We start from the raw sequence: 12,350 nt of genomic DNA, 5'->3' as shown, positions 1-12,350 counted from the left end.
ACTGTATCCGGCGTGGACGACCCAGCCACCGAAAATCCCACGGTCCCTCCGTCCGAGGATTTCGCTGCTGCCGGATTCTGTCGTGCCGTGGCCGCCGCACGACTACACGCGGCACGATGCGCATAATTCCGAAACGCCGACTGTCTCAACCTTGCACCAACCCGCACATACGAGAGTGGACCATCATGGACCATCCCAGATGTGAACTTCACCCACCGAGGAGGCGAGTTTTCTACACCAGAACGGCATCGACGGCGGCATCGTCGGAATACGCGCGTGGGGGGAACCAGGTCGTCATGGCCCGCGGTTACGGGTTGTCTCTGGGTGCTGTTGCGGTGTTGCCGAATCTGCTGCTGCATATCGGTGGATCCGGCGGTGCGGCCAGCAACCTGCCGTTCGGTGGTACGTCGGTGCTGATCGTCGTTTGTGTGGGCCTCGACACGGTGAAACAGATCAGATCGACAGCCAACTGATGAACAGAAATTACGAAGGGTTCCTCGAGTGAGACTCGTACTGCTCGGTCCGCCGGGTGCCGGTAAAGGCACACAAGCCAAACTGCTGTCGGACAAGTTGGGCGTCCCGCACATCTCCACGGGGAACCTCTTCCGTGCGAACATCTCGCAGCAGACGCCGCTCGGCCGCGAGGCACAGCGGTATATCGACGCGGGCAATCTGGTGCCGAGCGACGTCACCAACCGCATGGTGGAATCCCGCATCTCCGAACCGGACGCGATGAAGGGTTTCGTACTCGACGGCTACCCGCGCACGGTCGATCAGGCCAAGGCACTGGAGAAGATGCTCAAGGAGGCCGGACACGAGCTGAACGCCGTGGTCAACCTCGAGGTCGCCGAAGACGTCGTGGTGGGGCGCATGCTCGGTCGCGGTCGCTCGGACGACACCGAAGAGGTCATCCGCAACCGGATGCACGTGTACCAGTCGGAGACCGCGCCGCTGCTCGAGCACTACGACGGGCTGGTCGTCACCGTGGACGGTGTCGGCGAGGTCGAAGAGGTCAACGGCCGCGTGCTGCAGGCGCTGGGACGCTGACGCGGATGGTCGTCGCCGACACGAATTGCACCTACCTGACCACCCGCGCCACGGTCGATCGCCAGAGTCCGCAGCCCGACAGCGCCACCGCCGTTGGCAGTCCGGATCAGCAGTGCCACGAGCAGGTACAAGATCATCGGGAGCTGTGTGCGCCGGTGGCGCCGACTGATCCCGGTCATCAGACTCTCCTCCTGTAGTGCGTGCGTGACGCCCCCGTGAATCCGCACCAGCACAGACAGTTTCGCCGTCGGCGACGGATCGGGGGTGAATACGGTCAGGTTCAGGGGTAACAGTCCTTCTCGGATGTTGTTGTGATTCCGCGACGTCCTGTCGACGTTCTGTAGATCCAAACGGATTGGCAACCAGGAAGTTTGGAAGCGTGGTTTCAGTAGTTTTGTCGTACCGAAACGCAGTCCAACTGCGGGTTTGCTGTTCGTCACAATGCGGAGGAGTAGCGCGAACGAGGAAGTGCGCCAGCCTATTTGCGTATCGATCGCATCCTTGGATGCTACTTGCGACCGCCCGGTTTCGTCCGCCGAACCGGTGCGACCTGGGGGTTCGTGGTTGTTGGCGACTGTTGCCGGTTGCTGTTTGTTGCTGTTCGTGGATCTGTGACGTCCTGTGGACGTCCTGATGCTGATGTCGTTTGCCGACGTCCTGTGCGATTCCGACGCGATTCGCGGGTGAGTGGAATCGGGCTTCAGAGGCGATCCGCGCGTTTCCCGCGCGTGACTTAGATTGGTACCAATATATGCGCACTTGATTATTAAAGTCCGGATCTGCCTTCGGACGGTGTCCGGGCTTCGAGGCGAAGTGAGGAGGAGGAGTGTCCGGTGGTGCGCTGGTTTGTGCAGTGTCGCGACTGTGGCGATGAATATGTCTGGCACGCGGGGTCGAGCGTGTGCGTTCTGACGGTATTCGCCCGCGGTCGTCAAGTCGCTGTGTGCGAGAGGGGGCTTGAACCCCTCGGTGCGGCAGATGTGCCTGAACCATGTGCTCGATGACATCTGACATAGGCAATTGCCGCAAGGTTGTCGGCGGGGCATTTCTGCCGTAATAGGTTGTGGCCGAGTGTCTTTCATCTCAACCATGCTGACCGATGATCTTTGGTTACCTGTCGTTGCAGGGGATTCGCCGGATCCTTTGGCGGGTTCGTGAGTGAATGTCGCCGCGTGGGTGACGGCGGAGTCGAGCAGGTGGAGTGGGATCGGGTACGGTCATCGGGTCAAGCTGAGCGATCGGCGGGGCGATACCCGGGCGAACCCGGTAGCCGGTGCAAACTTGCTTCCGGGCTCACTCTCTTTCGACACCACGGACGACCGGTGGCCCAGTTGTTCCACCCTGGAGTGGCACGACGGCAGAGTCGGTACCGAGTTATCGCCATCGGGCCTGTGTCGGTCGTTGGTCGCAGGTTCGTGCCCTCGGCAGGACACGCAAAACATGGGCAACTGGAAAACGCTTGGTCATCGTGGGTGCGTATCCGATTTAACGCGTCGGCGGACATGCCGTTGCGCCTCTCAGGTGCTGCGGATTCACCGAATCCGCCCAGGTCGCTCGAACGACCGTGTGATCGTGTTGTGATTCGGCCGACGGCCAGCTGCCGAATTAGCAGCTGGCCGGTACCGAACTGTGGGCCTGCGGGCTGACTGAAGTCTATGTAAGTGATCTGCAGCCGATTTCCGGATATTCTGGATCGTGGGTGGGATTCGTCTGAGTGGGGACGGGGTTGACGCGCTGGGACTTTCGCTCGAATGGGCCCACATCCCGCGTACCAGGCGGTGCGCGCTTACCGCATATTCGGGCTGTCTATGGGCCGCTGTGGATGAGCCCCGCCCACAGATCGGGCCGGTCAGGGTACAGGGTGCGTAGCTCGTGGACGGTGTTGTGCAGGGCGGTCGCGGCGCTATCAGCGATTGGTGATGGGGGAAGATGCTGGTAGAAGGTGGTGGCGGTGGTCGCGGCTGTGTGGTCGGCGAGTGGCCAGAGGCTGGCGATGACGTGGCGGAACCCGGCGAGCTGGAAGGCTGAGGCGGGGTGTAAGGCTTCGTCGGCGTGCTGGATGCCGCGGTGGGCGGTGGAGCAGGCCGATAGGTAGGCGAGTTCGGCGTGGGTGAGTTGGAGTCGGCTGATCTCGGGCAGCGACAGGGTGGCGTCGTGCAATCGCAGCCCGCTGCGGGAGGGAGCGGTGAAATCGATCCCGGCGTGGCAGGCGAAGTGCGCCCAGGTGGCGTCGGGGAGTTCGGCCAGGACGCGGTCGGCAGTGGCGGTGGAGTCGCGCAGCAGCGGGGTGCCGGGGTGGTCGGCATGCAGGAGGGTGGCTTCAGCGACGGTGCCGGGCAGGTCGGGCTGTCCGGGGGTGTGGTGCAGGGCCACGGTGAGTTGGCGGCGTGTGGTGGCTGGTGGGCGAGTGCGGGCGTGGGCGAGTGTGCGCAGGGTGGGGGTGTAAGAGGAGATGATGGTGTCGAGGGCGCCCGGTTGTCCAGGGCGGCCGGCGGCGTGGAGGGGGAACAGGCCGAGCAGGCCGGTGGGCAGCCACCACACCCGCGGTAGCAGTCCTCCAGCGCCGTTGAGGTGTAGGGCGGTTCGCAGGATGGGGTGCACGATTGTGTCCCACAACCAGGCAAGAGCCTCAGAAATTATGCGCTGTCGTCCCAGGACTCCTACCAGACCGCGGTCATAGCTGGCGTCTAGCAGGGCTCGGGCGTAGGAGGCGACGTCGGCGGGAGCCAGATCCGGTAATGGGACGAGTACTGTTTCGCCGTCCGAAGTGAGGATGATGGCGTCGCCACGATGTTGTCCGGCGTTGACGAGAATGACCGTGCTGCCAGCCAACGCCTGCTGCAGGTCAGTCAGGCGGGGCGTTCGCAGAAATCGGTCGAAACCGGGGTATTGGCGAATTCGATCGAGTAGCTCGTCGTGTTCGGCCCACCAACTCTTGCGGTCCTCGATTCGGTTGGCGATTTCGGCTGGGGTATCCCCTGCTGGGGTGGTGCCGGTATGTGGGGTGTTCAGCAACTCACGCACGTGTCGCAACCGCGCGGCCAAGTCGGGAAGGGAGTGGTCGAGATCGGTGAGGTCGGTGCGAGAGTCCAGCTGAGCGGCGAGTAGCACGCCTCTCCCCAATTCGGCGACCTCCACTGCACCGGCAGGGTCGTCGGTCGCGCAATGGGCCTCGACGGCCGCCCCGACCACACCCGGATACGCACCGAGGCGATACTCCTGGTCTTCCCATCCCGACTCCCGCGGCGCCATCGATGGCATCAGCGCCACCGCCGCGTCGAGGATCTGCACCGCGAGCGAGTACTCGTGCACTGCGAGTGCCAGAGACCCCACCAAATACCCCACCCGAATCCGGTCGATCGGCGACGCTGTCCTGGTTGCAGCAACCTGCCCGACCAGGCCGTGGAGAGTCTCGCGGTCCACGCTCTGCTCGCCCGTAGCCACCCGCGTCAGGTAGCCGTTCGCGAGATTGGAGAGGAATATCGCTCGGCCGGGGTGCTCAGGAGGTGTAGTAGCAATCACCTGCCCGCCTATCACTATCGCCCGATCCAGGTCGGTCGATGCCCCATCGCGCACAAACCGCCGCTGGTAGCCGTTCGCGAGGTTTGACAGGATGATCGCTCGGTCGGGATGGTCGGCGGGTATGGCGGCGACCGCTTGCTCACCTGCCTCTATCGCCCGATCCAGGTCGGCAACCACCCCGCGGCGCTCGAACCGCATCAAATGCGTGCCACTGAGGCTGGACAGGAATATCGCACGGTACGGGTCGTCGGACGGGGTCGCGTTGACCGCCTGCTCGCCCGTCTCGATCGCAAGATCTAGATCGGCGTCTACCCCGTGGCGCTCGAACCGTATCTGATAAGCGTTACCGAGGTTGGACAGTGTCGCCGCTCGATCCGGGTGATCAAGGGATGTGTCGGCGGACGCCTGCTCCAACACGTCGATCGCGAGGTCTAGATCTGCCTCTACCCCACGCCGTTCGAACCGCCGCTGGTAGGCGCCGCCTAGGTTGGACAGGACCCCGGCCCGTTTGATGCGCCCAGGGGGCATGGCGGTTCGTGCTTGCTCGCCTAGCTCGATCGCGAGGTCCAGATCGGCCTCCATGCCACGCCGTTCGAACCGCCGCTGGCAGGCGGCGCCGAGGGCGAGCAGCATCATCACACGGTCGGGGTGATCAGCGGGCGTGGCGGTTCGCGCTTGCTCGCCTAGCTCGATCGCGAGGTCCAGATCGGCCTCGCCCCCACGATGCTCGGACCGTCGCCCATAGGTACCGCCGAGTATGGACAGGACTATCGCTCGGTCGGGGTGGTTGGGGGGTGTCGCGGTGACTGCTTGCTCGCCTATCTCAATGGCGCGGTCGAGGTCGGCTTCCACCCCGAGGCGCTCGAACCGGACTCGATAGGCGAGGCCGAGATTCGACAGCCTCATCGCTCGGTCGGGGTGATCGGAAGGTGTGACAGCGACTGCCTGTTCGCCAATCTCGATGGCGCGGTCGAGGTCAGCCCCCACCCCGCGATGTTCGAACCGGACCCGGTAGGCGCCGCCGAGGTTGGACAAGCAAATCCCACGGTTGGGATGATCGGCGGCTGTGGCACTGAGTGCCTGCTCGCTTGTCTCGATGGCGCGGTCGAGGTCGGCCCCCACCCCGCGATGTTCGAACCGGACCCGGTAGGCGTTACCGAGGTTGGACAGGAAATTCGCTCGGTCGGGATGGTCAGGGGGTGAGGCGGTGACTGCCTGCTCGGCCGCCTCGATCGCGCGGTCGAGGTCGGCTTCCACTCCACCCCGCCCGAACCGCAACAGGCAGGCAGCGCCGAGGTTGGACAACATCGCTGCCCGGCTGCGGTGGCCGGGAGGTGCGGCGGCCACCGCCGCAGCGGACAGACTGATGCATGTGTGCAGAAGGATCGGATCGATTGAGGTTTGGACATGCTGCAGCAAGTGCGCTGCGAGGTCGCCTTGAACGCGAGCCTCGGCTGAAGCTCCGACGACGACCCGCAGCGGCTCGGGGAACATCTCGATGTCCCAGTCCAGGGGCTCGAAGAAAAAAATGGCACGGGCCAGCGCATGTGGATCGAAGCTCGGTAGTGCCTTCCAGCGCAGAAAATGCAGCCATCCCAAGGCGAAACGAGCCGCTTCCAGGCGCTCGCTGTCCTCGCGCGTGAGGTGATCACCGTCGGCCGGTTGCGCGGCCTGCCACACCTCGTTCGCCTCGGCCAGTGCCTCATCACCAAGGATGGTCTCTGCTTGGCCCGAGCGGTGATAAGTGATGAGCCGGTGGTGGATCCGTGTCTGCAGCTCGTCGAACGACACGCAAGCCCCCTGGCTGGTTGTGTTACCGCACGCTGTCATTCTGTCATTCCCGTGTCCCTGTGTTTGATGGAATCATCGGGTGTGAGTGACGGGCGTTACCTCACGCCGCCGCGGCTGCCGCGGCGGTCGATGTTCATGCGGGAGAGGGGAAGTCGGGTGGAGGGTCCCGAGCGGGCGGTCCTGACGATGCTGTGCGAGGAGTTGGAATCGCTACGGGCCGAGTGTGCCCGGCATACTGAATCGCACCGAGAGTTGCTGGCGCGCATCGAAACCGAAGCCAGGGCACGGCGGCCGATCCTTCCTCTGCTGGCCCAGCTGATGGGCGCTAGCCAGCAAGAAACCCGCCAGATGGTCTCCAGTGGCCTGCCTGGGTTCAGGGGCGGGCGCGCGGACGAAGAGTCCTTCGGCTGCCCGGACCAAGCCTGCGACCGGGTCTGTGTCCCCCTACCGGCCGGGCCGGTGCCGCGTTGTGTGCTCACCGACACCCCGATGCGGCGACGGTAGCTACCGGTGGGGACCTTCTTTCAGGAACTGGCCAAGAAACTCGCCGAACGATGGCTCACCCTGCTGGTCGTTCCTGGCGCCCTGTTCACCACCGCAGCCGGGATCGCTGCCCGGCTCGGACAGCAACACGCCCTCGACTACACCCGGCTACGCACGGCCGCAACCGATCTCATCGCCTGGATGGCCCGGCAACCCCCCGGCGGCCAGGCAGTCGCGGTGGTCGCGGCGTTGTTGGCCACCGCGGGCATCGGGCTGGCTGTCCAAGCCTTGGCGGGAATGACCCGGGTGGTATGGCTGGGCCCCTGGCCCCGCCTGCTGGCCCCGTTACAGCGCCGTCGAGTCACCAGCCGCCGCCGACGCTGGCGCGCGCGGGTCGACCAGCGGCGCCTGTTGCAACAGACCTATCCATCAGAGTCCCGTACACCCGGCCAGCAACACGAGATCGACACCGCCGCCGCCCGGGTCAACCGGCTCGCCCTGGCCGAACCCGGACGGCCGACCTGGATGGGTGACCGCATCCACGCCCTCGAAGCCGTCGCCCTGGACCGCTACGGGCTCGACCTGACCTTCGCCTGGCCACGTCTGTGGCTCGTGCTCCCGGATATTACGCGCACCGAAATCACTACCGCGAACGCCGCTTTCGCCGCCGCGGTAGCCACCGGTACATGGGCCTGGCCCTACCTGCTGCTCGGCGCTCTATGGTGGCCCGCCGCCGTCATCGGCATCGGTATCGGGGTCACCGGATGGGTGCACGCCCGAGCTGCGGTCACCGACCTGGCCGCCGTATCCGAAGCCGCACTCGACCTGCACGCCCGCAGTCTCGCAACCGCCCTGGGCGCCGCCGAACCCGACCGCGTCGGCCCGCTCACCCTCACCGAAGGCCAACAGCTCACCGCCCTCATCCGCAAAGGACGCTGAACTCACCGCCCACCAAACCAGCTGACCCCCACCTCCGAACAACCGCAGCGCCTCCCGAACACCACCATCTTCGACTGTGCCAGACGTAATGTGCGGTAGCCGCCGTATGCAGCGTGTTCCCGCTATCTACAGCCCGGCGAAGCCGCCAGAATCTGGGGCGTTAGCGCGCGCTCGATTACCCTTGGCACGATGCAGCTCTCGTCCTCTAGCGACCACATGTTCCTGACACGCGTTGACAATGAGAATTGAGAGCCGTGACCGGTTCGACGATCAGTGTCGTGCCGGGCGCGTTCGCCGCAGCGGGCAAGTTGTATGGGGCCAACCACAATGCGGCGGCGTCGGTGGTGCGGCCGCTGGCGAAAGCGCTGGATTCGCACTGGGGTTGCGGCGGGACCGATGATTCCGGGCACAAGTGGTGCGACAAGTACGATCCCGCCGCGGCCAACGCGGTCGCCACCGCCACTGCCGTGGTCCCCTCGCTGGGGAAGCTGAACGGCCTGCTGCAGGTCACCTGTGTCCACCATGCCAATGCCGACAACGGTTCGCACTACGATCCGAAGCCTGGTAATCAGACTCAATCTCCGCCTGCGACTGCGCGTTTCGATGCGCCTGCGTTCAAGGGCGCGTACGGGTGACACTGATGCGCCGTTGGGGTGGGGGCTGCCGGTCGCCCTGTCGGGTTGAGTCGTCATCTGGGGGAGACTGCATGGTTGTGGGCATGGACGCCGAGAATCTCCTACGCAATAACATCGAAAATGTCCCAGAAGCTGGCCCTACCCAGCGTATTTGGAGCTACAGCCAGGGCAGGTTACGCCGGAGCGAACGGCAATTCTCCGGTCTCGTCAGATTCCTTCACGGTCCGCAGGCCGAACGCTCGCGTGGCGAACTCGCCGACGTAGTCGGGGAGCTTCTGGATTGGGCCGCGAAACAACAGTGCGGCGATCACTCGGCTGAGGATGGTGCCGCCACGTGATCCCCGACGACATGACTGTCAATCCGCCCGCGCCGGTAGTGCCCGGTCGGTCCGCGTCGCTGTCGGTGACCGTGCCAGTGTCCGGGCCATCGGGATTGTCCGACTACGCCGTGTCCCCGCTGGGTGTGCCGGCCGCTGTGCTGCGTGACGAGGTCCGCGTGGCGTTCCTGGGCCGCACCTCCACTGAGGATCAGCAGGATCCGCGCCAGTCGATGATGCGGCAGTTGGGGAACTGCAAGACCGCGATCCCCGTGTCGTGGGTGATCGTGGCGCACTTCTACGATGTCGAGTCCGGCCGCATGGAAGTGGAAGCACGCGGCCAGAAGACCGGCTATGAGCGGTTCGACATCCCGATCGCGCGCGACGGCGGCGTCGCGGATCTGCTGGACGAGGTGGCGCATCCGGGGCGTCGGTTCGATGTGGTGATCTGCGAGTCGGTGTCCCGTGTGGCGCGGCGTACCTTCGAGGGGCTATCGATCGAACGTGAGTTGGAGCGCTCCAAGACATCACTGTTCGCCGCCAACGAGCCAATCACGTTGTCCGGCAGCCGCGCCCAGCGAATCCTGCAACGCCGGATCAACCAATCCGTCGCCGAATACGAAGTCCTCAACACCCTCGAACAATCCTGGGGCGGACTGTGCACGCACGTGCGCGAGGGCTGGAACATCAGCAAACCCCCGTACGGATACAAGGCCACAACGTACCGGCACCCGAACCCGACCAAGGCGGCCAAGGGCCAGAGCAAGACCCGCTTGGAACCGGACGGGGTACGCGCCGAGACGGTCACACAGATCGCGTTGTGGCGCTACCACGAAGGCATCGGGTACGACACCATCGCCGACCGGCTCAACGCCGACCCCTTCAAGTACCCGCCGCCCGAACCGCCCAATCGGGAGCGCGCCCGCGGGGCGTGGGGCAAGACCAGCGTGTTCGAAGTGCTCAGGAACCCCAAATACACCGGCTACCAGGTATTCAACAGACGTGCCTCGCGATCCCGGCACGGTAAGGTCAACGACCCGGTGAAATGGGTGTGGTCCACCGAACCCGCTCATGAGCCGCTGGTCCCGAAATGGATGTACGACGAACTCACCGCACGCCGACAAGCCCGGCGCGGGTCGCGCGACGGCAACAGCCCCAACATCCACCCGGCCACGCGCCGCACCTACGTGCTGCGCGGGATGGTGTTCTGCGGATGCGGACGCCGGATGTTCGGCACCCACCGCCACAACATCACCTACTACTCGTGCTGGCCCCGCAGTAACAACCGAGGCCAGCCGGACAGGCACGCCGGCCACTCCAAGGCTGTGTATCTGCGCGAGGACGCCATTCTGGAGGCAATCACGCGGTTCTTCGTCGACCGGGTATTCGGCCCCCACCGCGATGACATCGTGGCCGCCGATCTCGACGGCATCGACGACCGCACCGAACGGGAGCGCCGATTCGAACGGGAACGACTCCAGCGAGTCGTCGCGGACGTGACCCGACGCCAGAGCTCAGTCCTGCGACAAGCTCAGAACGGCGATCGCGATGACCCGTTCGCTACAGCCTTACGCAGCACCTACAACGACCTCGATGCCGAGAAAACCGCCGCACTGTCCAGCATCGCCCAGCTCGACGCCACCGGTGAATCTGGACCCAGCCGCTCCGGCGCCGCGCTCCTGGAGGCCCTGCCGTACCTGATGCGCAACCTCACCACGGCACCGGAACCGTTGGTACGCCGGTTATTCGAGATCACCCAGGTCGCAGTCCGATTGCGCGACAACAGCGACTACGTGACCATCACCATCACACTGCCCGCCGACTAACGATGCGACATCGCCTGAAGCCGAAGGGATCACCAACACCATTGACCAGTGCGCAGTCCCACCGCGCAGCGGGTCCCTTGGTCACTGCGTGCCCCCTCCATGGTTACACGACCAATGTGATTTGCGAGGGTGGCGGCAGCTCTTGTGGCCGGTCGTCGGTGATCCAGGCGTACTCGATGCCGGAGAGGTAGCCGTCGGTGACCCACACTGTGATCTCGCCTGTGTAATCGCCCTGTGTGTCGTGGACCTGAGCGTCGACGGGGACCTCGCCGTCTGCGATGTCTGCCCGCGTGCCTGCCGGGGCGACTCTCAGGTCGACGCTGGGAGACCCTTCTCCCCAAGTCGCGACGACCTCAGTGTGGGGCACCTGCTCCCGGAGCTGTTGTGCCCCATCGAAATCCGCCGAGAGCAGGCTGTTCAAGATCTCGGTCTCTCGACCGGTCAGCGGTCGGGGGGGTATCGGTACTACACCCAACGTCGTTCACCTTCCGGTTCAGGGAATGAAGGCTGTGCTGATCTTGAACACGCCGTTGATCATTGCGCCTCGAATGGTAACTTCCTGCCCGTTGATCGTCCGAACCAGCGGGTTGGCCTTTCCGTAGATGCCATTGGGGACGCCTTGGACGCTGTCGATCATCTGGTCCATCGCCGCGTCTTGTCCGCCGCATGAGGTGACTAGGTCATCGAGCTTGTGTTTCGGCACGAAGACGTGGTCCATCTGCTGTTGCTGATGGGCGTAGGTCTTCGATGCCTGCAGGTTCGATCCCGAAGCCACTGAGGTGTCTTCTGCGGCTTCCTGTTCGGCCAGATCTCCGATGTCCTCGGGTTCCAGGGCGTCGATCTGGTCGAGGTCGTTGCTGACGTTGGCGAGTTTGTCCTCTGCCCTCGCGGCGGCGGTCAGCTTTTCGTCGATCTGGGCGGCGTTGACGGCTTCGGTGATCCCGGTGGCGGCGACGTCGATGTCTCTGCCGGCCTTGAGTAGGGCAGCGCCGTCGAGTATGACTCCGACGCCCGCGGTGATGGTGTCCGCGAAGATGGTCACGAACAGATTCACCGCGAGTGCTTCGTCGAGCGCGAGCAGTACGTCGTTGATCTGTTTGCGCAGTGTGTCCAGCGCCGTCTTGTGGCTGTCGCATTCGGTGGCCAGTTGGTCTCCGCCGTCGTACACCTTGTGTGCTGATCTGCGGGCGGTTGCCAGGTGATCCATGAGGTCCCCGATTTCCGGGGAGTCAATCTGGCCGAGTGTGTTGTTGACCCCGCTGATCTCGTAGGCGGCGTGCGCGACCGCCTCGGTGCCGATGAAGTCGCTCCATGCTTTTGACGCGGTGCTGAATTTGTCGGTGTCGCCGTCGGGGATGTGGACGTGAATTTTCTCCATCAACGCAGCCATCGAGACCAGTCCGTTGCCGGGACCACCCGCGGACGGTGCACCGCGCCAGCAGAGCGGTATCGGGGTCGGGACGGTGGCGGGTTTGCTCGGAGCGCGGCCTTTGTTGGGGTTGATGTCGGCGTTGTAGTTGGCCATGGCGTGGTTGTAGCCAGCCAGAGCGATCAGTCCCGCGAGGTATGGCAGCGTTTGGGCCAGCCGGTGTGCACAGTTCACGGCATCGGCGGCGCGATTGTTGTAGCTGGTGGCCCACGTGCTGGCGGCGGCAGTGGATCCGGCCATCGAGCCTGTGCTGGAAAGGGATTGGACGAGCTTGGTTGTCGCGGTTTCGATACTGCTACCGATGTCGGTCAGCTTTTTCGCGCCGTCGTAGAAGACCTGGGGATCGACGGTGACCACAGGC

9 protein-coding genes and 1 pseudogene are annotated in these 12,350 nt (G+C 64.6%); 6 read left to right on the top strand and 4 right to left on the bottom strand.

Features of this window, described 5'->3' with window-relative positions; translation table 11 throughout:
* Window positions 1–320 precede the first annotated feature (320 nt).
* The 3 genes and pseudogenes from K7711_RS38400 to K7711_RS38390 form a co-directional block, all read left to right on the top strand.
* Window positions 321–505, top strand: a pseudogene (locus tag K7711_RS38400) (preprotein translocase subunit SecY); the annotation flags it as partial.
* On the top strand, window positions 502–1,047 hold the full coding sequence (locus tag K7711_RS38395) for an adenylate kinase (protein WP_222976254.1): 546 nt from the start codon (window positions 502–504) through the stop codon (window positions 1,045–1,047). The pseudogene K7711_RS38400 and the gene K7711_RS38395, both read left to right, overlap by 4 nt.
* A gap of 5 nt (window positions 1,048–1,052) precedes the next feature.
* A complete protein-coding gene (locus K7711_RS38390; RefSeq protein WP_222976252.1) occupies window positions 1,053–1,244 on the top strand; it encodes a hypothetical protein in 192 nt (63 codons plus the stop codon).
* Window positions 1,245–2,853: 1,609 nt separating this feature from the next.
* On the opposite strand, the gene K7711_RS38385 is transcribed toward K7711_RS38390, so the two are convergent.
* Entirely contained in the window at window positions 2,854–6,360 is a 3,507-nt protein-coding gene (locus K7711_RS38385) for a CHAT domain-containing protein (RefSeq protein WP_222976250.1), read from the bottom strand.
* Window positions 6,361–6,870: 510 nt separating this feature from the next.
* Between K7711_RS38385 and K7711_RS38380 the strand changes: the two genes are divergently transcribed.
* Both K7711_RS38380 and K7711_RS38375 read left to right on the top strand, forming a co-directional pair.
* Entirely contained in the window at window positions 6,871–7,782 is a 912-nt protein-coding gene (locus K7711_RS38380; protein WP_222976248.1) for a hypothetical protein, read from the top strand.
* A 254-nt stretch (window positions 7,783–8,036) separates the two neighbouring features.
* Window positions 8,037–8,417 carry a hypothetical protein gene (locus tag K7711_RS38375; protein WP_222976246.1) on the top strand — a complete coding sequence of 127 codons (381 nt, stop codon included), beginning with the start codon at window positions 8,037–8,039 and terminating at the stop codon, window positions 8,415–8,417.
* A gap of 173 nt (window positions 8,418–8,590) precedes the next feature.
* Here the strand turns inward: K7711_RS38375 and K7711_RS38370 are convergent, their stop codons facing one another.
* Window positions 8,591–8,728: a hypothetical protein gene (locus K7711_RS38370; protein WP_222976244.1), complete on the bottom strand. Its 138-nt coding sequence runs from the start codon at window positions 8,726–8,728 to the stop codon at window positions 8,591–8,593.
* Between the two features lie 38 nt (window positions 8,729–8,766).
* Here K7711_RS38370 and K7711_RS38365 point away from each other — a divergent pair, with 38 nt between their 5' ends.
* Window positions 8,767–10,560 (top strand): recombinase family protein, encoded by a 1,794-nt coding sequence (locus tag K7711_RS38365; RefSeq protein ID WP_222976242.1) that lies wholly within the window; start codon window positions 8,767–8,769, stop codon window positions 10,558–10,560.
* A gap of 103 nt (window positions 10,561–10,663) precedes the next feature.
* Here the strand turns inward: K7711_RS38365 and K7711_RS38360 are convergent, their stop codons facing one another.
* Entirely contained in the window at window positions 10,664–11,035 is a 372-nt protein-coding gene (locus K7711_RS38360; protein ID WP_235748415.1) for a hypothetical protein, read from the bottom strand.
* A gap of 18 nt (window positions 11,036–11,053) precedes the next feature.
* Window positions 11,054–12,346 (bottom strand): hypothetical protein, encoded by a 1,293-nt coding sequence (locus tag K7711_RS38355; protein ID WP_222976240.1) that lies wholly within the window; start codon window positions 12,344–12,346, stop codon window positions 11,054–11,056.
* Between the last annotated feature and the right edge of the window lie 4 nt (window positions 12,347–12,350).

Origin of the sequence: Nocardia coffeae (assembly GCF_019890715.1) — a bacterium.
Classification (GTDB): Bacteria; Actinomycetota; Actinomycetes; order Mycobacteriales; family Mycobacteriaceae; genus Nocardia; species Nocardia jiangxiensis.
This window is presented reverse-complemented; position numbering and strand designations above follow the sequence as displayed.